The following is a 22,545-nucleotide window of genomic DNA, read 5'->3' as shown; positions in this document are numbered from 1 at the left end:
TGCGGCTGACTGGACCAGTTGGCTCGAACAACATCCCGATCCTGACCAGGTTGTTGCCATGGCGCTTGTCTGCGGCGAACAGCCACGCCGTCCGCTTTTGCAGTGGTGGCTGCAATGGAGGCACGTACAACCTGAGCTCACGGCTCACGATCTGATCGCTTCAGGTCTAGCGCCTGGGCCCCAGATTGGTGTGCGTTTGCGTCAGCTACGCGCCCAGCGTCTCTCGGAGCTGGATGGTCTTCGATGAATCCACATCACTTCAGCGCCACCGTGGGCGTGGTCATTCCTGTTTATGACGACTGGCCTGGTTTGCAGCGCTGCCTCGCTGCCCTTGCTTGCCAGACCTATCCGCGGGAGTTACTGCGTCTCCGGGTGGTGAATAACGGCTCCAGCGACTGGCCAGCTGATCCTGCCTTTCCCCTCCCTGTTGATGTGCTCCACCACCGCAGGCCGGGCTCCTATGGAGCGCGCAATCGTGCGGCACTTGGTTGGGCCGTTGATGTGCTGGCGTTCACCGATGCCGATTGTGAACCGACGCCGTACTGGATCGAGCAGGGCGTGCGCTCGTTGGTCGCTGCGGACGAGCGGGTGGTGTTGTCTGCTGGGCGCATTGTTCTGACGGCGATGTGTGCTGAGGCGCCCACTGCTGCGGAGCAGCTCGATCAGAGCTTGGGTTTCGACCAGGAGCGCACGGTTCGGCGTGCCGGTTTCGGAGTGACGGCCAATTTGTTTGTTCCCCAGGCTGTGTTTGCAGAGCTTGGTGGCTTCCACGCGCATACGCGTTCAGGTGGTGATCGTGATTTCTGTCAGCGCGCTCGCTTGATCGGTGTGCCGGTTGTCTACGCACCATCAGCAGAGATTCAGCATCCTGCACGCGATTGGGAGTCGCTACTGCTCAAGCAGCGCCGGATCGTCGGAGGCCGCCTAGCTCTCGCTGCTGGATCACCGCTGGGCGCTCTTCAGGCCCTCTTTGGCTCAGTGAGACCGGTGTTGTCGGAGTCATGGCGCGTGATCCGTAGTTCGCGATTCACCTTGTTGCGGCGATGTCATCTGTTGGTGTTGGTTTGGATTCTGCGTGGTGCTGTTCTGCTGGAGTGGCTCAGATTGATGCTTCCTGCTCAGCAGGCCTTGCGCTGAAGGTGGCCATCAGATAGCCGATGAGAATCTGGTTGATTGGTAGATAAAGGTGGAAGCTCGTTGTCGCGCCAGCGGTTGCTAGATAGAGAGCGATCGGGAGGGCTGCGCGGAGCACGAGTCCATCCCTAGACGTCTGCTTGTTGGCTGGCGTCAGCCTAGACCTCTGCACTGTACGTGCTATCCACATCGCTGCTGTTGCGACTGCGCCCAGTCCCACGAGCCCGGTTTCGGCAAGGATTTGTGCATAGGCGTTGTGGGCATGTGGAAGGCCTTTCGCCGCTGCCCGCGTCGCGATCTTGCTCTGCTCTTCGGTGAGTGCGCTGTTGTTGATCACATCCTGCATCGCAGGTAACTTCTTGCTGTCACAATGCTTCCGGATCTTGTTGACGTGCCCCAACCCCAGCCATGGAACGCCCTCGGTGAACGGTTGTTTTGCCCAACAGAGAGCTGTCGTTGTACGCCACGTGTCACTAACGCGGTTGATGCCTGAGTCTGCCGCTTTGTGATACCAGAACTGCGTGGCTCCAGCCGCCAGAATGGCAATGCCTGTGATTACTGCCAGAACCTTCTGCCATAGAGGTCGTCCCGTCCCGTCGGGAGAGTCGCGACTGGTGAGTTTCCTCGTCAGCAGCACCGCGATGGCGATTCCTAGTGTTGGCAAGATGAGTGGAGCCCTTGAGCCGCTCAGCAGCACTAGAGGTAAGGCCATGCTCATCCAGGCCATCCACGCCAGTCGTGCCTTTGCTGTGTCAGAGATCTGGATCAAGCCCCATGTCATGGTGATCAAAAGGCCCAGTAGAAAGCTGAGTCTGTTGACGTTGATGTCAGGAAATTGAAGGAGGGTTTCTGGTGTCTTCAGGCAGGCGGCGATGGCGATCGGTAGAAGGCAGAGGCTGATCTGTGTCAGCGATCTGTGCCATTGCTCCGTTGGTCGCTGCACGCCTGCCGCAAACGACAATGAGATGATCAGGAGGTCGCTTGCATCAGAGGGCTGGCTGCCCCGTTCAAGTACGACTGCCCCCATGTTTGTGAGTGCAAGGCAAAGAAAGATCAGGAAAATAGGTTGTTGCGCGCTTTGTAGGCATAAGCGCGCTGCAAGCCAGAATCCCAAGACGCTATAAGCCGCTAGTGGCTGTGCTGCCAGCAGCAGCGCGCTGGATATGGGGATGCACAGATCGAGCCAGCCATCGGCTTGCCGTAACACCGGATGTTGAGACTTCATCATGAGCAGCCAGCATCGGGATTGGCTAACGGCAAGGGCCACCCCAGCACAGCGTTGGCATAGCCGCAGGGGTTGAGCTCGTTAAGCGTGATGTTGCTGTTGCCCGTCAGCGTGTTGCAGCCATGGGCAGCCATGGCTTCGAGGCCAGCCCAATCGATCACGCCCGCCAAGGCACCTTGCACCAACACCGCCTCGAGATCCTCTGCACTGCGCCGATCACTGGCAGGCATTGGCACATGTCTTCCGGTGGCTCCTGCGGCCAGTCCGCTCGCTCGACCCAGTGCTTCTTGGCCGCCCGCTAGGCAGGTGTTGATGGCGATGAAGCCCGCGTCGCCCGCGATCTGAAGACGCGCCAAGTCGAGCTCTGTAGTGGCTGGCTGAGGTTAGAGGCAGCAGCGGGCAATCCCGCAAGATGGCATCAGCGTGTTGCCTGGGTTTGGAGAAACTGCAGAGTCTGAGGGGGATGGTGGACCTGCTCCCGCAGCAGACGGCGCTCTGGCAGCAGATTGAGGCCACGGCACGCCGGCACTTTCGGCGTGCGTCGATCGCGGAGATTCGTACTCCTGTGCTCGAGGCCACAGAGCTGTTTGCCCGTGGTATTGGCGAAGCCACTGATGTGGTCGGCAAGGAGATGTACACCTTTTTCGACCGCGGCGAGCGCAGCTGCACGTTGCGGCCGGAGGGCACGGCCTCGGTGGTGCGTGCCGCCATCCAACACGGGCTGCTGAGCCAGGGGCCGCAGCGGCTTTGGTATTCCGGGCCGATGTTCCGCTACGAGCGGCCTCAGGCTGGCCGGCAGCGGCAGTTTCATCAGATCGGCCTTGAGATGCTCGGTTTCGCCGACTCTCGCAGCGATGTGGAGGCGATCGCTGTGGCCTGGGATCTGCTGGCTGATCTCGGCGTGCAAGGGCTGGCGCTGGAGATCAACTCCCTGGGCAGCAGCCAAGACCGCGTCCGCTACCGCGAGCAGCTGGTGGCCTGGTTGAGCGATCGCAGGGACCAGCTTGACGCGGATTCCCAGGATCGTTTGCAGCGCAATCCCCTGCGCATTCTGGATTCGAAGCATCCAGAAACCCAGCGTCTGCTCGCTGATGCACCCACCCTGGCGGCGGCGCTGAGTGATGACAGCCGGGAACGTTTTGCACAGGTGACCTCTGGCCTCGAGCTCCTGGGAATCCCCTTCACGATCAATCCGCGGCTGGTGCGAGGCCTGGATTACTACAGCCATACCGCTTTTGAAATCACCTCCACTCAGCTGGGCGCTCAGGCCACGGTGTGTGGAGGTGGCCGTTACGACGGCCTTGTGGAGCAGTTGGGTGGGCCTGCCACAGCCGCGGTCGGCTGGGCATTGGGGATGGAGCGCTTGGTGATCCTGTTGGAGCAGCTGCAGCGGGATGCAGACCCAGTGCCTGATCTCTACGTCGTGAGCCGTGGTGAGCGGGCCGAGCCGCTGGCGTTGCAGCTTGCCCGTCAGCTACGGCTGGCTGGCCGGCAAGTGGACCTCGATCTCAGCCGCAGCGCCTTCGGCAAACAGTTCAAGCGGGCCGATCGCACGGGAGCCCGCTGGGCGTTGGTGATCGGCGACAGTGAGGCCGAGGCCGGGGTGGTGATCCTCAAGGATTTGAGGCCGGCAGGTGGCGCTCCCACAGACCAAGAAGAGCGGTTGAGTCTTGAGGAGCTGAGGCGGCGGTTCGCTTAGTTTGCTGCCACCGCACTCACTGCCAACGTGACCAGCAGCGCCCCATCGATTCGCACGATCTGTTGCATCGGTGCCGGCTATGTGGGGGGGCCCACAATGGCGGTGATCGCCGATCGCTGTCCGCAGATTCAGGTCACCGTGGTGGACCTGAACGCAGACCGCATCGCGGCCTGGAATAGTTCCGATCTAAGCCGCCTGCCGGTGTATGAACCCGGGCTTGATGCGGTGGTGGGTCGCTGCCGCGGCCGCAACCTGTTCTTCAGTACTGAGGTGGAGCGGGGCATCGCGGAGGCCGATATGGTCTTCCTCTCGGTGAACACGCCCACCAAGACCAAGGGGCTTGGGGCCGGTCAGGCCAGCGATCTGCGTTGGGTAGAAGCCTCGGCGCGTTCTGTGGCCGCCTATGCCCAAGGTCACACCATCGTGGTGGAGAAAAGCACCCTGCCGGTGCGCACAGCGGCGGCGGTTCAGGCGATCTTGCAGGCGGCTCAGGGCAAGACGGCAGCCAGCGATGAATCGAAATCCTTTTCAGTGCTGTCGAACCCTGAATTTCTGGCCGAAGGCACCGCTGTTGCTGATCTGGAACGCCCCGATCGCGTGCTGATTGGCGGGGAAGACTCCGCCGCGATCGAAGCTCTGGCCTCCATCTATGCCCACTGGGTGCCGGATGAGCGCATCCTGCGCACCAACCTCTGGAGCAGTGAGCTTTCCAAGCTCACTGCCAACGCGTTCCTGGCACAGCGCATCAGCTCGATCAACAGCATTGCCGCCTTCTGCGAATCCACCGGTGCTGATGTGCGTGAAGTGGCACGGGCGATCGGCATGGATTCGCGGATTGGTCCGAAATTTCTGCAGGCTGGTCCAGGCTTTGGCGGTAGTTGTTTCCAGAAAGACATCCTTAATCTGGTGTATCTCTGCCGCCACTACGGCCTCGATGAGGTGGCGGCCTACTGGCAAAGCGTTGTTGATCTCAACACCTGGCAGCAGCACCGCATTGCTCGCTTAGTGGTGAACAACCTGTTTGGCACGGTGACGGGCAAACGCCTCGCCGTACTGGGCTTTGCGTTCAAGGCCGACACCAACGACACCCGCGAGGCACCAGCGATTCGCATTTGCCGCGATCTGCTGGAGGAAGGAGCGGAACTGGCGATTTACGATCCAAAAGTGGCACCAGATCAGATGGTTCGTGATCTTGGCCTCGCCGCCAGCAGCGCTGGTCCCGGTTTGAGTGGGGAAGGCTGCTGGCAGGCTTCCGCCTCGGTGGCTGAGGCTGTGCAGGGAGCAGATGCGGCGTTGATTCTCACGGAATGGCAGGCGTTCCGTGCTCTGCCCTGGCCGCAGTTGGCGCAGCAGATGCGCCAGCCAGCCTGGGTGTTTGACGCCCGCGCTGTGGTGGATCCCGAGGTGGTGCGATCCGCCGGATTGCGCCTCTGGCGGGTTGGCGATGGCAGCGTGAACCAACGCACAGGCAACGGCTGATGCCCGCTTCGTTGATGCGCAACCTGGTGACCGGCGGAGCCGGGTTTGTGGGATCCCATCTGGTGGATCGCCTGATGGATGCCGGGGAGGAGGTGATCTGCCTCGATAACTACTTCACCGGGCGTAAGGCCAACGTGGAACGTTGGATCGGCCACCCTCGTTTTGAGCTGATTCGCCATGACGTCACCGATCCGATCCGGCTTGAGGTGGATCGGATCTGGCATTTGGCTTGCCCAGCCTCACCGGTGCACTACCAGCACAATCCGATCAAGACAGCGAAAACGAGCTTTCTGGGTACCTACAACATGCTGGGCCTAGCCCGCCGGGTTGGTGCGCGGCTTCTGCTCGCATCCACCAGTGAGGTGTATGGCGATCCCCAGGTGCATCCGCAGCCGGAGAGCTATCGCGGCAACGTGAACACCCACGGGATCCGCGCCTGCTACGACGAAGGCAAACGGGTGGCAGAGACCCTCTGTTTCGATTACCAGCGGATGCACGGCACGGAGATCCGCATTGCCCGCATCTTTAATACCTACGGGCCCAGAATGTTGCCCGACGATGGCCGCGTGGTGAGCAATTTCATCGTGCAGGCGCTGCGCGGTCAGCCGCTCACCCTCTACGGCGATGGCAGCCAGAGCCGCTCCTTCTGCTTTGTGGACGACTTGGTGGATGGGTTGATGCGCTTGATGAACGGCGACCATGTGGGGCCGATCAACCTGGGCAATCCAAGCGAATTCACGATCCGCCAGCTAGCCGAGCGCGTGCGTGATCGCATCAATCCCGCCTTGGATCTCATCTGCGAGCCGCTGCCTCAAGATGATCCACTGCAACGCCAGCCTGTGATTGATCTGGCCCGTCAGGCCCTGGGCTGGGAGCCCAACGTGAGCTTAGGTGAGGGTCTGGAGCCCACAATCGCTGATTTCCGCCAGCGCTTGCTGGATCCATGAGCGTTGCCGAGCGCCCAATTCTGGTGACCGGTGCCGCCGGTTTCATCGGTGCGGCTGTCGCCTCCCAGCTGATTGCACGTGGTGACCATGTGCTCGGCCTCGATAACTTCAACGCTTACTACGCCCCGGCCCTGAAGCGGGCCCGGCTGGAGCGGTTGCAGCAATCAGCAGGGGCGGCCGAGCGCTTCCGCTTTGCTCAGCTGGATGTTCACGATGGCGGTGCTCTGGCTCAACTTTTTGCTGATGCGCGGCCGCGGGCCGTTGTGCACCTCGCGGCTCAGGCGGGCGTGCGTTACTCCCTGGAGAACCCAGCGGCCTACATCCAAAGCAATCTGGTGGGTTTCGGCCACATTCTTGAGGGTTGCCGCCACCACGGGGTGCAACACCTGGTGTATGCCTCCAGTAGCTCGGTGTACGGCGGTAATCGCCAGATGCCCTTCAGTGAGCAGCATGCGGTGAATCACCCGGTGAGCCTGTATGCGGCCACCAAGAAGGCCAATGAGCTGATGGCTCACACCTACAGCCATCTCTATGGGCTGCCCGCCACCGGCCTGCGTTTCTTCACGGTGTATGGGCCTTGGGGCAGACCGGATATGGCGCCGATGTTGTTTGCCCGGGCGATCCTGGCCGGCGAGCCGATCCGGGTGTTCAATCACGGCCAGATGCAGCGTGATTTCACCTACATCGACGACATTGTTCACGGCGTCATCCGCTGCCTTGACAAGCCCGCTGCGGCTGATCCCGGCTTCGATCCGCTTCAACCCAATCCCGCCACTGCCGCGGCGCCCCACCGCGTATTCAATATCGGCAACGCCCAGCCCACCGAGCTGTTGCACTTCATCGCTGTGCTGGAGCAAGCCCTGGGTCGCCGGGCGATCCAGGATTTGCAGCCGATGCAGCCGGGTGATGTGGTGGCCACAGCGGCCGACACGTCTGCTTTGGAGGCTTGGGTGGGCTTTCGGCCCTCCACCTCAATTGAGCAAGGGGTGGAGGCTTTTGCTTGCTGGTATCGCGAGCAGTATGTGCCGATGATGGGCTGAACCGCTCATAAAAAAGGGGCCTGCAAGGGCCCCTGCAACACAGAGAACAAGCTGAACAAGCAGCGCACGGTTCTCCCAACCGCCGATCAGGCGGATCCAACGCCGGTGTAGGAGCCGTAGAAGAACAAGCCCACCACGAAGATCACCGCCATGCCGCCGGCTGTGGCTACGAGCCACAGGGGCAGAGTGCCTTCGGTCCAGCGGGAGCGCCAGGCCACTGCTGGGCGACCATCTGGAAGACGGTCGGGAATTCTTCCATCAGGAAGACCGGATTTCTTGCCGCTCATCTCAGATCCTCCTGATCAGTTGAAGAAGTAGCTGGAGAACAGGATCCCGCAGGTGAACACAAACAGCAGGCCCAGATACAGGCTGGTGCGGTTCAGTTCAACCGGCAGGTTGTTCGGATTGGGGTTGCGTTGCATGACGGCTGGCCTCAGCGACGGATGAACTGCATAGCTGCCAGGGCGCCCAGGAAGAACACCGTGGGGATGCCGAGGGCATGCACCGCGAGCCACCGAACCGTGAAGATCGGGTAGTTGCGGGGCGTGGTGCTGGCGGGAACTTGGGTCATGGCTTATTTCAGGCGCTGGTCGAGGGAGGCCTTGGCGTCGTAACGCTGGCTCACCACAGGAGCCTTGTAATCCTGAGCCTGGAAGTAAGCATCAGGGCGCGGCGTGCCGAAGGCGTCATAGGCCAGGCCCGTAGACACGAACAGGAACCCCGCCAGGAAGATCGCCGGCAGGGTCACAGCGTGGATCACCCAGTAACGGATGCTCGTGATGATTTCAAAGAACGGGCGTTCACCCGTTGAGCCGGCGGCCATGAGCAGCGAGCATTCAGCTGGGTGATCCTAGGGCTGAGGAGGCAGCGGCCGAGATGCTGCTGCCTCGTTGGTTACAGAGCGTTGTTAGCCCACCCAGCGCAGCAGTGACCCGCGCTCACCCAGCACGAAGCCCTTGCCGTCGTCGAAGAAGGCGATGCGGGTGAAGTTGGTCGGTTGCTGATTGCCAACGGGGTCTTTTTGCCAGCTCTTGCCGCCGTCGTTGCTCACCAGCAGGGTGCCGCTGCCACCGCCGGTCCAGATCGAACCACTGGGATCCCAAGCCATGTCGAGATAGCCGTAGCCGTTCACGATCGGCACCACCGGCTTGCTCCATTCGTCAGGGCTGTCAGCATCGGGGCTGAAGCGCATCTGGGCGCCGCGGGCCAGCATCCACAGGGCCCCATCGGGCTGGAAGCCCATCGACTGCAGCCGTTGGCTGCTCACCCGTTGGTGGGGCGTCCACACCGCGTCGCCGGGGTTCCAGGTGGCGAAGAAGTTGCCCAGACCGCTCACGCTCACGTAGCGACCGTCGGGGCTGCGGCGCAGATCGCGCACGGCGCCGGCGGCGTCTTCGACTTCGGCCTGCCAGCTGTTGCCGCCATCGCCGGTGCGATACACGGCGCCCACATTGGTGGCGAGTTCAGCGCTGTTGCGCCCCTGGGCGGTCACTAGATAGGGCTCGCCAGGGAGCTTGGTGTCGAGGAAGAGGCGGCTCCAGTTCTGTCCGCCATCGGTGCTGTGCAGCAAGAGGCCGGGCTGTCCCACGATCCAGCCTTCATCACCGGCGAAGTCCACGCTGATCAGGCGGAAGTTTTCTTCCTCGGGGAGATCAAGAGCACGCTCCTGCCAGGAGGCACCGCCGTCATTGGTTTCCAGGATCAGGCGGTTGCTGCCCACCAAGTAGCCGTGGCGGCCGTCGGTGAAGGCCAGGTCAAGGGGATTGGATTTGGTGTGGATGTCCACGGCCTGCCAGGGGCTGGCGCTGGCACTGGCCAGCCCGGAGCTGACGCAGCCACTCAGCCCAAGGGCAAGCACCAGGGTGAGCGCCAGGGCGCGGAGGGAGGAGAGAAAACGCAACATGCCGTGCTCAGCGCAGGGAGTAGAGAGAGAGGAAGAAGGCGATGGCCAGCGCGAAGCCACCGAAGATCAACACATTCTTCTGGCCGGGGGTCAGCTGATTCACGCCGAGGCCGTAGCCAAGGTTTTCCTCGAAGCCGCTCGGCTTGTTCCTTGGGCCGATGTCCTTGAACGCTTTGGTCTGGCTGCGGCACACCGGGCAGCGAAAGCGGAGCGGATCGAGGGCGCTGAAGGGCGTTCCCGGCTCAATTGCCAGTTTCTTGATCCCCTCGGCTGGGTCGAACACGAAACCGCAGCTGCGGCATTCGAAGCGGTGCGTATCGGGATCGTCAACCGGGGCCTCCGGTGCCTCAACGGCGCTGGGCTCCTGCTCTGGCTCGCTCGCGGGGGCCTGATCGTGGAGTGGGTCCTCGCTCACGGCATGGCGGTGATGGTGACGAGAACTCTAGGAAGTGGCTCCCGCTCAGCGATCTGACCCACGCCTAGGCCATGGATGCCAAACTGGCCCGGCGGTTGGGCAAATAGCGCCCGTGTTCGTTCTCTCTGGCTACGACGCCTTCCTGGGCTTTCTGCTAATCGCGGCAGCGGTGCCTGTTCTGGCGCTCGTTACCAACAAGGTTTTGTCGCCCAAGTCGCGCACAGGCGAACGGGATCTCACCTACGAATCGGGCATGGAGCCCATCGGTGGTGCCTGGATTCAGTTCAACATCCGCTACTACATGTTTGCGCTGGTCTTCGTGATCTTCGACGTGGAGACCGTCTTCCTCTATCCATGGGCGGTGGCCTTCCACCGCCTGGGCCTGCTGGCTTTCATTGAAGCGCTGGTGTTTATCGCCATCCTGGTGGTGGCCCTGGCCTATGCCTGGCGCAAGGGCGCCCTCGAGTGGAGCTGATCTGAGATGACCCCCTCTTCCGCAACCTCCGGCATGGCCGAGGCTCTCTCCATCAATGCCCTCCGCGATCAGCGCGGTGCCAGCTGCAATCCGGTGGCAGCCCCGGCCGTCACCTCGGATCTCTCCGAGAACGTGATTCTCACCACGCTTGATGATCTGCACAACTGGGCCCGCCTGAGCAGCCTTTGGCCGCTGCTTTACGGCACCGCTTGCTGCTTCATCGAATTTGCTGCGCTGATCGGCTCGCGGTTCGACTTTGACCGCTTTGGTCTGGTTCCGCGCTCCAGCCCTCGCCAGGCCGATCTGCTGATCGTGGCTGGCACGGTCACGATGAAGATGGCGCCTGCTCTGGTTCGGCTCTATGAGCAGATGCCTGAGCCCAAGTATGTGATCGCCATGGGCGCCTGCACGATCACCGGTGGCATGTTCTCTGCCGACTCCACCACGGCTGTGCGCGGTGTGGACAAGTTGATCCCCGTGGACCTTTACCTGCCGGGCTGCCCGCCGCGCCCCGAGGCGATCTTTGATGCGGTGATCAAACTGCGCAAGAAGGTGGGTAATGAGTCTCTGGCCGAGCGCGGCAACCTGCGGCCCACCCACCGCTATTGCACCGTGGCTCACCAGCTGAAGGCGGTGGAGCCCGTTGTGGATGGCCGCTATTTGCGCGCTGAAACCCAGAAGGCGGCGCTTGCGGCGGCCGCTGGTTTGCCCTTGTCTGCCTCCAGCCCTGAGGCTGTTCCTGCTACCAACCCCGCCTGAGCCATGCCTGAGGACACCGCTCAATCCACCCTCACGGCGCCCGAAGCGGGTCCGGTGAGCACTTGGCTCAGCAGCCAGGGCTTTGAGCATGAACTGCTGGAGCCCGATCACCTGGGGGTAGAGGTGATCGGCGTGGAAGCCCCCTTCCTGCCCGTGATCGCCGCAGCGCTGAAGGCCTCGGGGTTCGACTACCTCCAATGCCAGGGCGGCTATGACGAGGGCCCTGGCGGCCGGCTGGTGAGCTTCTATCACCTGGTGAAAATGGGCTCTCTGGCCGATCAGTGCACGGCTAGCCAACACCTTGCCGCTGAGGTGAAGCCTGAGGAGGTGCGCCTCAAGGTGTTTTTGCCTCGTGATGGTGCGCTCTCCATTCCCAGCCTCTACGGCCTGTTCCGCGGTGCCGACTGGCAGGAGCGTGAAACCTTCGACATGTATGGCATCAGCTTTGAGGGGCATCCCCACCCCAAGCGTCTGCTGATGCCCGAAGACTGGAAAGGTTTCCCGCTGCGCAAGGACTACGTGCAGCCCGATTTCTACGAAATGCAGGACGCTTACTGAGCGCCCTGTTTATGGCGTTTGAAGAAGCGCATCACAGCTACCGCCACGCTGCGGGGGTCGTGGCGCAACGTGGCTGAGGGCCTTGCCCCTTGCATGGGCGCCAACATCACGTCGTAGCCAAGGCTGCGTAGGCGTCGGCTGTTGCAGCCCACTGGTTCGGCGCCGCGCTGGCGGTAGTGGTTCACCAGTGGCGTATCGCCCAGCTCTTCCTGGGCGAGCACGGCATTGAACAGGCGTTGCTGCACGCCCAGGCTGGCGAGTTGGGCTTCGATGGCCCGCAGGTGACCCTCCACATCCAACCCATCGGTTTCTCCGGGTTGGGTCATCAGGTTGCAGATATAGAGACGCGGTGCCTTGCTGCGGCTGATGGCGGTCACCAGCTCGGGCACCAGCAGATTGGGGAGCAAGGAGGTGTAGAGGCTTCCCGGACCGAGCACGATCAGATCGGCGTGGGCAATCGCTTCCAGGGCCCGCGGTAGGGCGGGCGGCCGCTCCGGCGTGCATCCCAGCCGCACGATCGGGCTGGGGGCATGGCCAATCTGGGATTCGCCTTCGATGCGGCGGCCATCCTCAAGTTCGGCCCAAAGGCGCACATCGGCATTGGTGGCTGGCACCACCGTGCCTTGCACCGCCAGCACGCGACTGCTGGCGGTGATCGCCGATTCCAAGCTGCCGGTGATGGCGGTGAGGGCCGAGAGAAACAGGTTGCCGAAGCTGTGGCCCTCCAAGCCGGTGCCGGCGCGGAAGCGGTATTGGAACAGCCGTGTGAGCAGCGGTTCTTCAGTGGCCAGGGCCGCTAAGCAGTTGCGAATGTCGCCCGGGGGCAGCACTCCCAGCTCTCGGCGTAGGACGCCGGAGCTGCCTCCGTCGTCGGCCACCGTCACGATGGCGGTGAGGTTGCTGCTGTAGCGCTTCAGGCCACTGAGCAGGGTGGAAAGGCCTGTGCCGCCGCCAATAGCCACGATGGAGGGGCCGCGGTTGAGCCGGCGTTTGGCCGCCAGGGCATCCACCAGCAAGGTGTCTTTTTCAGGCGCCAGCGCCCTCTGAATCGTGCCGAAGCTGCGGCTCTGCCCCAGCCAGATCAGCCCGCCACCAATCAGCAGCACCAGTGGCCCGGTGATCTCCCTGGGCAACACTTTGGTGACGGTCTGCAGCGACCAGCGGATCGTCTCCAGCAACCAGTAGATCGGTTGGAGATCGGCCCACACGGCCGCGCCAAGCAACGCCAGCATCAGGCCGATGCCGGAGGTGAGCATCCAGCGCTTCACCACCAGCCCCGGTTGCAGCCAGCGGGCCGCACGCCTGGAGCGGCTCACCAGGTCTTGCTGACGCAGATCGCCCCGACCGACCCAGCTGGGCCTGGGGGTGGTGCGCTGGCTGCTGCGTGGGCTTCGAGCGCGCATCACCCCGGTTCAGTACTGGAACTGTACGGAGAAACCGCCAAGATGGCCCGGTTGCCTGCCTGTGAATCCGGTGCCTGCACCCGTGGTGGAAATGCGCGACGTGAGCGTGCGCTGGGGCAGCCGGAGTGTGCTCAGCGATGTGGATCTGAACTTGCAGCCCGGTGAACGGCTGGCGGTTGTGGGTCCATCTGGCGCTGGTAAATCCACCATTCTTCGTTTGCTGGCTGGGTTGCTGCTGCCCACCACAGGTGAGTTGTTGATTCACGGCATTCCTCAGACGTACTTGCGCCTGGATCAACGCCAACCACCCGATGTGCGGCTGGTGTTTCAGAACCCCGCGCTCTTGGCCTCGCTCACAGTGCGCCAAAACGTTGGCTTTTTGCTCGATCGCTTCAGCCGGCTCAGCGAAGCAGACATCCGTGAGCGTGTTGGGCTAGCGCTTGATGCGGTCGGCCTCGCCGGCACAGAAGACCTCTACCCCGGCGAATTGAGCGGTGGCATGCAGAAGCGGGTGAGCTTTGCGCGGGCTGTGATCGATGACCCCAGCCAGCCCGATGGCAACGTGCCCCTGCTGCTCTTCGATGAACCCACGGCTGGTTTGGATCCGGTGGCCTGCACGCGGATTGAGGATCTGATTGTGCAAACCACCAACCTCGTTCGCGGGACTTCGGTGGTGGTGAGCCATGTGATGAGCACGATCCTGCGCTCGGCGGATCGGGTGGTGCTGCTCTACGACGGCTTGTTTCGGTGGCAGGGATCTGTGGCTGACTTTCAGACCACAACCAATCCGTATGTGTTGCAGTTCCGCACCGCTAGTCTCAGCGGACCGATGCAGCCGGCGGAGCTCTGAGATCCATGCGCCGCAGTGTGCGAGAGGCGATTGTTGGCTTCACCCTGATTGCAGCCATCTCTGGGGCTGGTTTGTTCTGGTTGTGGCTCCGGGGAGTGTCGGTCGCAAGCCGCACCTGGCGTTTTCAGGTGAGCTTCGCTGATGCGTCAGGTTTGGCTGAGCGTTCGGCGGTGACCTATCGCGGGGTGCTGGTGGGCAACGTGGAGAAGCTCACCACCACTTCATCTGCGGTGGTGGCTGTTGTGGAGATCAATGACACGAGCCTGAAGCTGCCGCAGCCCCTGGTGGCGCAGGTGCAGGAAGCTTCTCTGCTGGGAGGTGATGCGGTGGTGGCCCTGATCGCCCCCAGCCGCCCCCTGCCTGCTGACACCCCAGGCCCCACCGCCTCAAACTGCAATTCCAGCCTCACGGTCTGTGATGGCGCCAAGCTCCAAGGCGTGAACGCGGCCAGCATCTCCAGCCTCACGATGACGATGCAGAAGCTGCTGGAGGAGGTTCAGCGCGAAAATCTGGTGCCCGAGCTGGCCAAGACCACACGCAGCTTCGATGAGACGGCCAAGGAGGCCACCAAGTTCATGGAAGACGGCCAGAAGCTGATCAAGGAGCTGGAAGCGGCTGTGAACAGTGCTCAGCCCACCATCGATAACCTCAACGCCTCCACCGCCAGCATTCGCAATTTCACCGAGGCGCTCGACAATCCCAAAACGGTGTCGGAGCTGAAAAACACGGTGACGAACGCTGAACAACTCACCGCCCGCTGGAACGAAGTGGGCGGTGATGTGGAGAAGCTCACCGCCGATAAGCGCTTCATGGATGGCCTGCGCAGCGTGGGCATCGGCCTGGGCAAGTTTTTTGATGAGCTTTACCCAGCCCAGACCGGCACCAGCAAGAACAAGCCAGCCGGGGCGGCCTCCAGCGCTAAACCGCGCTGATTGCCTCCATCGCAATCGCCGCGATCGCCTGATCGCTGGCCTTGGGCAGCTGCACATATTTGCCGCCAGCGGCATCAGCAAGGTCTTTGCCCATGCCGCTGCCGATGAACTTGCGCTCGGTGTCGATCACCAGCAGCTTGATGCCTAGGGCGCGGTAGCGGCTGGCCACTTGTTTCACCTCTTCCTTGAGGTCCACGGGCTCTTCCCCTTCCAGCTCCGGTTGGCCGAGGGACCGGCCCAGCGGCACATTGCCGCGGCCATCGGTGATCGCCACCACCACCACCTGGCCGAGATCGCCCGTGGCGAGGGCATTGGCGCCCACCCGGGCCGCCTGGGAGAGGCCGTGGGCCAGGGGCGAACCACCACCGCAGGGCATCGATTCGAGCCGGCGGCGGGCAGCGGTGATCGAGCGGGTGGGGGGCAGCAGCACCTCGGCTGCTTCGCCGCGGAAGGGGATCAGCGCCACTTCATCGCGATTTTCGTAGGCCTCCGTGAGCAGGCGAATCACAGCGCCCTTGGCGCTCTGCATGCGGTTGAGCGCCATCGAACCGCTGGCATCCACCAGGAAAATCACCAGGGCGCCGGCCTTGCGCTGCAGCTGCTTGGCGCGCAGATCGCCGTCTTCCACCACCACCTTGCGGTGCGGTTCCCGTTCCCGGCGGGATTTTTGATAGGGCGCTGCTGCCCGCAGGGTTGCGTCGACGGCGATGCGCTTCACCGGGCCGCGGGGCAGCATTGGTTTCACGTAGCGGCCGCGTGAATCGCTGAACACCACGGCGCGGCTGCCACTGCCGCCGGTTTTGGCTTTGCCGGCGTTGAACAGCAGCAAATCTGGATCGATGGCGATGGCCTCCGGATCGAGCATGAACTCTTCCGGGATCGCAGGCGGCGCTTGATCTTCAGGGGTGTCGTCTTCGTCGTTGGAGTCGTCGTCGTCGGGTTCGTCGGGTTCCTGCTCGTTCTCAGGCTGCTCGGGCTCTTCCGGCGGCTGCTCCCCTTGCGGGGGTGGCGGCGGCGGGGGCTCCATGGGCTGGTCGGGATCCGGCGGCGGCAGCTGCAGGGCACGCGGGGCGATCACCAGACGCACGGCTACCTGCAGGTCTTCGGCTTCCACGCGGTCACGGCCGCTGAGGGCGGCATGGGCGCGGGCGACGCGCACGGCATAGAGCTCACTGCGGTGGCCCTCCACGCCGCCGCGCAGGGCTTCGTTCACTAGATACGTGATTTGCTCGCGGGTGATCTGTACATCCGGCAGCCACTGGCGTGCCAGTAGCAGCTGGGTGGCGAGGGCGTCGGTGTCGTCTTGGAAGCGCTGGCTGAAGGCTTGGCTTGATTCCGCATGGCCCATGGCGCTGCGGGCGATCTCCACCCGTTGCTCCAGTTCCAGCACCTGATTGGCCGAGAGGGCAATCGCGAAGCGATCGAGCAGGTGATCGCGCACGGCCCCTTCCTCGGGGTTGTACGTGGCGATGAGCAGACAGCGGCAGGGATGGGAGAGGCTCAGCCCCTCACGCTCGATCCGGTTGTCGCCGCTGCTCACCGCTGCTAGCAGCAGGTTGGTGATGTTGTCGTCGAGCAGGTTGAGCTCGTCGACATAGAGCACGCCCCGGTGTGCTTCAGCCAGCAGACCGGGTTGAAACACCGCTTGGCCACTGGCCAGCGACGCGGTGACATCCACTGAACCCACCAGCCGGTCTTCAGTGATGCCCAGGGGCACCTGCACGAAGGGTGCCGGGATCACCTTGGTGGGCAGCAGGGCAGCGGCGTCGTTGCCGCTGGGATCAGCGCCCAAGTCGGTGAGGCGGCGGCGGGTGGGTTCGTCCCAATCGTCGGGGCGCTGGGGATCGATGTTGAGGGCGGCCGGTGCGGGCTGGCCGGCGGGCGCGGTGCCTAGATCGAGCACATCGATCGGCGGCAGCAGGGCATGCAGCCCGCGTGCCAAGACCGATTTGCCGGTGCCGCGGCCACCGGCGATCACCACCCCGCCCAGGCCTGGGTCCACCGCTGCCAGCAGCAACGCCAGTTTCAGGGTGCCGTGGCCGGTGATGGCCGCCAGCGGAAAGGCCCGCTGAGCGGCGTCGTTGGCGGGCTCTGGACGGGCGCTTGCAAGCATGGGCGGGCGCAATGCACCTACAGGTGGAGACAAGTCTCTCTGATCAGGCTGGTGCTGTGCCGTGGCGGCGCCGTGTTGGCCGGTGGTTGGTGCTGTTGGCGGCGGTGGCACTGGTGGTGGGGCTGGCGGATTGCTTCGATACCAACGAGGCCGACAAGCTGCCCCTCGCACTGCAGCGCATCCGGCCTGACTGGCTGCCAGGCGATTGGTATCTCAACCATCCCCAGCCCCATCAATGGCTGTTTCTGGAGTTGGCCGGGCGGGTGCTGAACAGCCTGGGGATGGTGGCAGGGGCGGTGGTGATCCGCTGCTCCGGTTACGCCCTTTGGTGTTGGGGGATGGCAGGTGTGGCGGCCGAGCTGGGCCTTGGGCTGCCCTGGTTGCTGGCTGGGTTGGCGCTGTGGTTGCCGCGGCAGGGAATGGTGGCGGGTGAATGGATGCTGGGTTCGGCGGAGCCGAAAACCTTTGCCTATGGCCTGTTGTTGCTGGCTTTTGTGAGCTGGCGCAGGAGCTGCTCCGGCTGGGCTGGGTTGCAGGCGGGCCTGGCCTGCTCGGCCCATGTGCTGGTGGGGGGCTATGGCGCCCTCTCGCTCGCCGCCCTGGCTTGGCTTCGCTCGGCCCAGCTGCGTATGCGTTGGTGGCCAGCTATCGCGGCCGCTCTGGTGGGTGCGTTCGCGCTCTATAGACCTGTGCTGGGCCGGCTGGTGCAGCTGGCAACACCAGCCCCGGCCAATCCGCTGCGGATGAGCCCCATCTGGCTTTATGTGCCGTTTCGCCATCCGCACCATCTGGTGCCCTCCACCTGGGGGCGGGGTTGGCTGCTGGTTGTTGTGGTGCTGCTGGGGTGGATGGTGGTGGGCCACTGGCTGCGTCGCGCCGCTGTCACGCGGTTGTCAGAGCCCGAGCTGGAGGCCTGCCGCGATCTCTGGCGCTGGTCAGCCCTGGCGCTGGTGCCTTTTGGGGTGGGTCTGCTGTTGAGCCTGGTGGATGCCGATGGCTTCGCGCTTCAGCTGTATCCCTTTCGCCTGGCCGACACCCTGCTGCCGCTCACCTTGGTGCTGCTGGGCGCCCGGGCTCTGCAGGCCTTGGTGGTGGAGCGAGGCCGCTTGAGCCGGAGTCTGCAGCCGATCGGAGCGGTTGCGGTTGCAGCACTGCTGCTGCTCGCGGCTGTGCTCACCAGCCGGGGTGCGGTGTTTCGCCCTGGGCAGGCCTTCGCCCCGCCGCCGGAGAAAGCCATGCTCTATCCATCGCTGATGGCCAGCACGCCCCATGGCGCTCGGGTGCTCACCCCGCCTGGGGGGTTCTCGGATCTGGCCTTGCGTACCAGCCGGTCTCCGGTGGTGCAGTTCCGCCAGGTGCCGGGGTCGATGGGATTGCTGGGGGAATGGGCCCGGCGGCTGGCCGAGCTGGCCGGAGGGGCGCACCAGCTGCGCGAGGGGCCTGGCGGCGCTGCGGCTGAGCGGCGGTTGATGAGTGCTTACACCAGGTTGAATCCCCAAGATCTGGCCACCCTCGCCCGCCGTTATGACGTGCTGGCTGTGGTGACCGGCGAAGGCCAGGCTGGCCCTGCCGGCTGGCAGCGCGTACCTGCGGGGGCCGCCTGGTGGCTGTGGTTGCCACCGCAGCGATGAGTGGCATGCGCGCTGAGCCCGGAGCTGCCCTGGCCATTGGCTTAGGGGCCAATCTGCCCACGCCTCTGGGTGATCCATGCAACACCCTGGTGGCCGCGCGGCCCGCGCTTTGCCAGCTGATCGAGAGCTGGGCTGGAGCGGTGTGCGAGCTGTGTTGGTCGCCTCTATTCCGCACGGCTCCGTTGGGCGGGCCGCCGGATCAACCCGACTATCTCAATGCTGCGGTGCTCGTTGCAGCTCCCCTGCAACCCAGCGTGGCCAAGGCTCGGGAGCTGTTAGCGGCTCTGCATCAGCTGGAGTTGCGCTTTGGCCGTGAGCGCCTGGAGCGCTGGGGGCCGCGCACCCTCGATCTCGACCTGCTGTGGTGGGGGGAGCTGCGCTGCGCTCGGCCCGAGCTGCAGTTGCCTCATCCCCGCTGGCACCAGCGCGGTTTTGTCGTGGCACCCCTGCTGGCGATTGAGCATCGCTGGGGTGCTGCGCTGCCTGTTCCGGCAGGGTTTGCCCCGCTGGAGAACCTGCTGGCAGCCAGTGAGGATGCCCCGCCACAGCAGATCACGACTGCCCTGCTCGGATGGTGAGCCGCTGCGCTGCACCACGTGGATGGGGCCTGCGAAGCTGGCTCCATTGCATTCCACTCGCACGCCATGGCGCCACTGCCAGCTCCAGAGCCTGCGCGCCATCTGGAGACCACCGCCAGCCTTGATGCCCGCAAGCTGCGCTTCGAGATCAACCGCGTGCAGCTGCCAATGGGCGTGGAGGGCAGCTTCGGTGTGATCAAGCACCCCGGTGCCTCGTTGGCGGTGCCGGTGCTTGCCGATGGCCGGGTGGTGGTGCTGCGCCAATACCGCTTTGCAGTGGCCACGCGCTTGCTGGAGTTTCCCGCCGGCACCCTGGACCCGGGCGAAACACCCCTCTCCACGATGCAGCGGGAACTGCAAGAGGAGGCGGGTTACAGCGCTGCGCGCTGGGATGCGCTTGGGGCGATGCTGCCCTGCCCCGGCTATTCCGATGAGGTGATTCACCTCTTCCTGGCCCGCGACCTCACGGAGCTGAGCGAGCGCCCTGCCGGCGACGACGACGAAGATCTCGAAGTGGTGTTGATGACCCCTGCCGAGCTGGACGCTGCCATCGCCAGCGGTGATGAATACCTCGATGGCAAGAGCATCACCGCCTGGTTCCGGGCCAAGCAGCTGCTCGGATTGGTATGAGCGCGGAACGCTGGTTGTTCTGGCATCGGCGCGATCTGCGCCTGGCCGACAACCTGGGCCTGGCCACAGTGGCTGCTGCCACTCCGGCGGTGACGGGCGTGTTTGTGCTCGATCCCGTCATCCTCGGTGCCCCCGATATGGCGCCGGCGCGGGTGTGGTTTCTCCTGGAAAGCCTGCGGGAGTTGCAGCAGCGCTGGCGCGATGCGGGCAGCCGCTTGCTGGTGTTGGAGGGGGATCCTGAGCAGCTCCTGCCTCAGCTGGCCGAAGCGCTGGCGGCGCCGGTTGTGGCCTGGAACCGGGACGTGGAGCCCTATGGCCGTGCCCGTGATCGGCGCGTGGCGGCGGCCTTGCAGGCGGCCGGCCGCAAGGTGCTCGTGGATTGGGATCAGCTGCTGGTGGCGCCGGAGGCGCTGAAAACAGGCGGCGGCGATCCCTATCGCGTCTATGGCCCCTTCCTGCGCAATTGGCGCGGTCAGGTGGAGCGCAAGGCTGCGGCGGGCTTCGCTCTCAGCGGTGGCGTGGAGCCCGTGGCAGCGCCGGCTGGCCTGGTGGATCTGGATCCAGAGGCCTTGCCGGAACCGCGCTCAGCGCTGTGGGCGCAGCTGCCGCTGCGCGACAACCTCCCCACACTGGAGGAGCTGGGCCATGCATTTGAGGGGTCGGACTTGTGCCCATGCCGGCCTGGAGAAGCCGCCGCTTTGGACCAGCTGCAGGCCTTCTGTGACGGCGGTGGTGCATCCAGCAGCCGCATTCCCTTGTTCGGCTACGAACCGGGCCGCAACATGCCGGGTGAGGCCGGCACCTCAGGGTTGAGTGCGGCGCTCAAGTTCGGCACCCTCAGCCCGCGCCAGGCCTGGGCCGCGGCCCAGCAGGCCCGCCAGGTGGCGGAAGCCTTAGGCGGCGCCGAAGAAGCCATCGCCTCGATCGGGGTGTGGGAGCAGGAGCTGGCCTGGCGCGAGTTTTATCAACAGGCGCTGTTTCACTTCCCTGAGTTGGCGGAGGGGCCCTACCGGCCCCAGTGGCGGCAGTTCCCGTGGAACAACCACCAGGGCCATTACGAAGCCTGGTGCGAGGGCCTCACGGGCATGCCGATCATCGATGCGGCGATGCGCCAGCTCAATGAGAGCGGTTGGATGCACAACCGTTGCCGCATGATCGTGGCCTCCTATCTGGTGAAGGATCTGATCTGCGACTGGCGCTGGGGCGAAACCGCCTTCATGCAGCGTCTGGTGGATGGCGATCTGGCGGCGAACAACGGGGGCTGGCAGTGGAGTGCCAGCAGCGGCATGGATCCCAAGCCGCTGCGCATCTTCAATCCCGCCACCCAGGCCAGCAAGTTCGACTCCACCGGCGCCTACATCCGTCACTGGCTGCCGGAGCTGCGCCACGTGAACACCAAAGACCTGCTCAGCGGTGAGATCGCACCGATGGAGCGGCGCGGTTATCCAGCCCAGCTGGTGAGCCACAAGCAGCAGCAGGCGCGCTTCAAGGCGTTGTACGCGGCCCTGCCCAAGCCCGCTGGCTGATCAGCACGCTTCAATCGGCAACGTTCAGGCCGCCACGGCAGCGGCTGCCGCACTGCCGCTGCGCTCGCCGCAAAGGGCTTGCAGCGCGTCGATCACCTGCTGCTGCTGCACGCTGCTCAGTTCGGGGAAGATCGGAAGGCTGAGCACTTCTGAGCAGAGGCGCTCGGTGATCGGCAAGGATCCGGGGCCGTAGCCCAGGTGGGCGTAAGCGGGCTGGCGGTGAATCGGGATTGGGTAGTAGATGATCGTGGTGATGCCAGCTTCCTGGAGCTGCTGCTTGAGCCAGTCGCGGCAGCAGGCTTCGGGGAGGCCGAAGCTGGCGCTGTCAGATGAGGGGGCGCAGCTCTGGTTGCAAGCTGGTGTTGGCGTGCAGGCGGGCACGCGCACCACGAACTGATTCCAGCTGTGGCCGTCGGGTCCGGCCTCGGGCAGGGCGATGCTGCCCGCCGCATCCAATTGGTTGCGGTAGCGGTGGGCGATGCTGCGGCGCAGCGCGATCCAGCGCTCCAGGTGCGGCAGCTTCACGTTGAGCACTGCGGCCTGGATGGCATCGAGCCGGCTGTTGTAGCCGAGGTCGGTGTGGAGGTAGCGGCGGGGCATGCCATGCACCGCAAGCTCACGGATGCGCTTGGCTAGGCCTTCATCGCGGCAGGTGACGGCGCCGCCGTCGCCGGCGCCGCCGAGGTTTTTGGTGGGGAAGAAGCTGAAGCAGCCCGCATCACCCCAGCTGCCCACAGGGCGGCCGGCCCAGCTGGCACCGCTGGCCTGGGCGCAGTCTTCCACCACCTTGAGGCCGTGACGCGCGGCAATGGCGCACACCCGCTCCATATCCACAGGCCGGCCGAATAGATGCACCGGCAGCAGCGCTTTGGTGGCCGGGGTGATCGCTGCTTCCAGCTGCTCGAGGTTGATCAGATAACTGCTCTCCTCCACATCCACAAACACCGGCGTGGCGCCTACGGCGCTGATCGCCTCAGCGGTGGCAAAAAAGCTGAAGGAGCAGGTGATCACTTCATCACCGGGGCCAATGCCCAGGCCTCGCAGCGCCAAGATGAGGGCATCGGTGCCGCTGTTGCAGCCCACCGCAAACGGGGTGCCCACCGTTTTGGCGAAGGCTTGCTCGAAGGCGGCGATCACGCCGCCACCGATGTATTGGCCGCTGCGTAACACTTGCAGAACGGCGGCATCAAGCTGCTCGCCTAGCGCATCGAGCTGCTCGGTGAGGCTGAAAGGGGGCACCTGCATAAA

Annotated in this window: 26 protein-coding genes; 15 read left to right on the top strand and 11 right to left on the bottom strand. The window is 64.2% G+C overall.

Annotation, left to right across the window (positions count from 1 at the left end; genetic code table 11):
• Positions 1-58: 58 nt before the first annotated feature.
• Both KJJ24_RS14970 and KJJ24_RS10715 read left to right on the top strand, forming a co-directional pair.
• Positions 59-247 carry a hypothetical protein gene (locus KJJ24_RS14970; RefSeq protein ID WP_250545046.1) on the top strand — a complete coding sequence of 63 codons (189 nt, stop codon included), beginning with the start codon at positions 59-61 and terminating at the stop codon, positions 245-247.
• A complete protein-coding gene (locus KJJ24_RS10715) occupies positions 244-1,137 on the top strand; it encodes a glycosyltransferase (RefSeq protein ID WP_214338616.1) in 894 nt (297 codons plus the stop codon). Before KJJ24_RS14970 ends, KJJ24_RS10715 begins: the two co-directional genes overlap by 4 nt.
• On the opposite strand, the gene KJJ24_RS10710 is transcribed toward KJJ24_RS10715, so the two are convergent.
• Together KJJ24_RS10710 and KJJ24_RS10705 are read right to left on the bottom strand one after the other, a co-directional pair.
• Positions 1,100-2,359 carry an O-antigen ligase gene (locus tag KJJ24_RS10710; protein ID WP_214338614.1) on the bottom strand — a complete coding sequence of 420 codons (1,260 nt, stop codon included), beginning with the start codon at positions 2,357-2,359 and terminating at the stop codon, positions 1,100-1,102. The two genes, KJJ24_RS10715 and KJJ24_RS10710, sit on opposite strands and share 38 nt — an antisense overlap.
• Positions 2,359-2,715: a hypothetical protein gene (locus KJJ24_RS10705; protein WP_214338612.1), complete on the bottom strand. Its 357-nt coding sequence runs from the start codon at positions 2,713-2,715 to the stop codon at positions 2,359-2,361. Before KJJ24_RS10705 ends, KJJ24_RS10710 begins: the two co-directional genes overlap by 1 nt.
• Positions 2,716-2,795: 80 nt before the next feature.
• On the opposite strand from KJJ24_RS10705, the gene hisS reads away from it, so the two are divergent.
• The 4 genes from hisS to KJJ24_RS10685 all read left to right on the top strand — a co-directional run bounded on the left by hisS (position 2,796) and on the right by KJJ24_RS10685 (position 7,524).
• A complete protein-coding gene (gene hisS / locus KJJ24_RS10700) occupies positions 2,796-4,058 on the top strand; it encodes a histidine--tRNA ligase (RefSeq protein WP_214338610.1) in 1,263 nt (420 codons plus the stop codon).
• A gap of 96 nt (positions 4,059-4,154) precedes the next feature.
• Positions 4,155-5,537: a nucleotide sugar dehydrogenase gene (locus tag KJJ24_RS10695; RefSeq protein ID WP_214343575.1), complete on the top strand. Its 1,383-nt coding sequence runs from the start codon at positions 4,155-4,157 to the stop codon at positions 5,535-5,537.
• On the top strand, positions 5,537-6,484 hold the full coding sequence (locus tag KJJ24_RS10690; RefSeq protein WP_214338608.1) for a UDP-glucuronic acid decarboxylase family protein: 948 nt from the start codon (positions 5,537-5,539) through the stop codon (positions 6,482-6,484). The genes KJJ24_RS10695 and KJJ24_RS10690 overlap by 1 nt, the downstream gene beginning before the upstream one ends.
• Positions 6,481-7,524 (top strand): NAD-dependent epimerase, encoded by a 1,044-nt coding sequence (locus tag KJJ24_RS10685; protein ID WP_214338606.1) that lies wholly within the window; start codon positions 6,481-6,483, stop codon positions 7,522-7,524. The genes KJJ24_RS10690 and KJJ24_RS10685 overlap by 4 nt, the downstream gene beginning before the upstream one ends.
• Positions 7,525-7,610: 86 nt before the next feature.
• Here the strand turns inward: KJJ24_RS10685 and KJJ24_RS10680 are convergent, their stop codons facing one another.
• The 6 genes from KJJ24_RS10680 to KJJ24_RS10655 form a co-directional block, all read right to left on the bottom strand.
• Positions 7,611-7,811: a photosystem II reaction center protein J gene (locus tag KJJ24_RS10680; RefSeq protein WP_010312227.1), complete on the bottom strand. Its 201-nt coding sequence runs from the start codon at positions 7,809-7,811 to the stop codon at positions 7,611-7,613.
• Positions 7,812-7,826: 15 nt separating this feature from the next.
• Positions 7,827-7,946 carry a photosystem II reaction center protein L gene (locus KJJ24_RS10675; RefSeq protein ID WP_010312224.1) on the bottom strand — a complete coding sequence of 40 codons (120 nt, stop codon included), beginning with the start codon at positions 7,944-7,946 and terminating at the stop codon, positions 7,827-7,829.
• Between the two features lie 11 nt (positions 7,947-7,957).
• Positions 7,958-8,095, bottom strand: coding sequence for a cytochrome b559 subunit beta (psbF, locus tag KJJ24_RS10670; RefSeq protein ID WP_214338605.1), 138 nt, complete (start codon positions 8,093-8,095; stop codon positions 7,958-7,960).
• A gap of 3 nt (positions 8,096-8,098) precedes the next feature.
• Positions 8,099-8,347 carry a cytochrome b559 subunit alpha gene (psbE, locus tag KJJ24_RS10665; protein WP_214338603.1) on the bottom strand — a complete coding sequence of 83 codons (249 nt, stop codon included), beginning with the start codon at positions 8,345-8,347 and terminating at the stop codon, positions 8,099-8,101.
• Positions 8,348-8,431: 84 nt separating this feature from the next.
• A complete protein-coding gene (locus KJJ24_RS10660; RefSeq protein WP_214338601.1) occupies positions 8,432-9,427 on the bottom strand; it encodes a photosynthesis system II assembly factor Ycf48 in 996 nt (331 codons plus the stop codon).
• A gap of 7 nt (positions 9,428-9,434) precedes the next feature.
• The gene (locus KJJ24_RS10655; RefSeq protein WP_214338599.1) at positions 9,435-9,842 is read right to left on the bottom strand and encodes a rubredoxin; all 408 of its coding nucleotides are present in this window, start codon (positions 9,840-9,842) and stop codon (positions 9,435-9,437) included.
• A gap of 112 nt (positions 9,843-9,954) precedes the next feature.
• Here KJJ24_RS10655 and ndhC point away from each other — a divergent pair, with 112 nt between their 5' ends.
• The 3 genes from ndhC to KJJ24_RS10640 are packed head-to-tail and all read left to right on the top strand — an operon-like array spanning position 9,955 to position 11,634.
• Positions 9,955-10,317: a photosynthetic/respiratory NAD(P)H-quinone oxidoreductase subunit C gene (ndhC, locus tag KJJ24_RS10650; protein ID WP_214338597.1), complete on the top strand. Its 363-nt coding sequence runs from the start codon at positions 9,955-9,957 to the stop codon at positions 10,315-10,317.
• Between the two features lie 33 nt (positions 10,318-10,350).
• Positions 10,351-11,076: an NADH-quinone oxidoreductase subunit NuoB gene (gene nuoB, locus KJJ24_RS10645; RefSeq protein WP_214343573.1), complete on the top strand. Its 726-nt coding sequence runs from the start codon at positions 10,351-10,353 to the stop codon at positions 11,074-11,076.
• A gap of 3 nt (positions 11,077-11,079) precedes the next feature.
• Positions 11,080-11,634 carry an NAD(P)H-quinone oxidoreductase subunit J gene (locus tag KJJ24_RS10640; protein WP_214338595.1) on the top strand — a complete coding sequence of 185 codons (555 nt, stop codon included), beginning with the start codon at positions 11,080-11,082 and terminating at the stop codon, positions 11,632-11,634.
• Here KJJ24_RS10640 and yvcK read toward each other — a convergent pair.
• Entirely contained in the window at positions 11,628-13,037 is a 1,410-nt protein-coding gene (yvcK, locus tag KJJ24_RS10635) for a gluconeogenesis factor YvcK family protein (RefSeq protein WP_250544642.1), read from the bottom strand. The genes KJJ24_RS10640 and yvcK overlap by 7 nt on opposite strands.
• 91 nt (positions 13,038-13,128) lie before the next feature.
• Between yvcK and KJJ24_RS10630 the strand changes: the two genes are divergently transcribed.
• A complete protein-coding gene (locus tag KJJ24_RS10630) occupies positions 13,129-13,887 on the top strand; it encodes an ABC transporter ATP-binding protein (protein WP_214343569.1) in 759 nt (252 codons plus the stop codon).
• Between the two features lie 5 nt (positions 13,888-13,892).
• On the top strand, positions 13,893-14,819 hold the full coding sequence (locus tag KJJ24_RS10625; protein ID WP_214338593.1) for an MlaD family protein: 927 nt from the start codon (positions 13,893-13,895) through the stop codon (positions 14,817-14,819).
• On the opposite strand, the gene bchD is transcribed toward KJJ24_RS10625, so the two are convergent.
• The gene (gene bchD, locus KJJ24_RS10620) at positions 14,806-16,932 is read right to left on the bottom strand and encodes a magnesium chelatase ATPase subunit D (protein WP_214338591.1); all 2,127 of its coding nucleotides are present in this window, start codon (positions 16,930-16,932) and stop codon (positions 14,806-14,808) included. The genes KJJ24_RS10625 and bchD overlap by 14 nt on opposite strands.
• A 23-nt stretch (positions 16,933-16,955) precedes the next feature.
• Here bchD and KJJ24_RS10615 point away from each other — a divergent pair, with 23 nt between their 5' ends.
• From KJJ24_RS10615 to KJJ24_RS10600, 4 genes are all read left to right on the top strand, one after another.
• Positions 16,956-18,563, top strand: a complete 1,608-nt coding sequence (locus KJJ24_RS10615) for a hypothetical protein (RefSeq protein ID WP_214338589.1) — start codon at positions 16,956-16,958, stop codon at positions 18,561-18,563.
• Positions 18,536-19,141, top strand: a complete 606-nt coding sequence (gene folK, locus KJJ24_RS10610) for a 2-amino-4-hydroxy-6-hydroxymethyldihydropteridine diphosphokinase (protein WP_371811723.1) — start codon at positions 18,536-18,538, stop codon at positions 19,139-19,141. Before KJJ24_RS10615 ends, folK begins: the two co-directional genes overlap by 28 nt.
• A 66-nt stretch (positions 19,142-19,207) precedes the next feature.
• Positions 19,208-19,771 carry an NUDIX domain-containing protein gene (locus tag KJJ24_RS10605; protein ID WP_214338588.1) on the top strand — a complete coding sequence of 188 codons (564 nt, stop codon included), beginning with the start codon at positions 19,208-19,210 and terminating at the stop codon, positions 19,769-19,771.
• Entirely contained in the window at positions 19,768-21,297 is a 1,530-nt protein-coding gene (locus KJJ24_RS10600; protein WP_214338587.1) for an FAD-binding domain-containing protein, read from the top strand. Before KJJ24_RS10605 ends, KJJ24_RS10600 begins: the two co-directional genes overlap by 4 nt.
• A 24-nt stretch (positions 21,298-21,321) precedes the next feature.
• Here the strand turns inward: KJJ24_RS10600 and KJJ24_RS10595 are convergent, their stop codons facing one another.
• Positions 21,322-22,542, bottom strand: coding sequence for a DegT/DnrJ/EryC1/StrS aminotransferase family protein (locus KJJ24_RS10595; protein WP_214338586.1), 1,221 nt, complete (start codon positions 22,540-22,542; stop codon positions 21,322-21,324).
• Between the last annotated feature and the right edge of the window lie 3 nt (positions 22,543-22,545).

The sequence above is a fragment of the Synechococcus sp. LA31 genome (assembly GCF_018502385.1).
Classification (GTDB): domain Bacteria; phylum Cyanobacteriota; class Cyanobacteriia; order PCC-6307; family Cyanobiaceae; genus Vulcanococcus.
The sequence above is the reverse complement of the archived record's forward strand: the minus strand, read 5'-3'. Positions and strand labels throughout refer to the sequence as shown.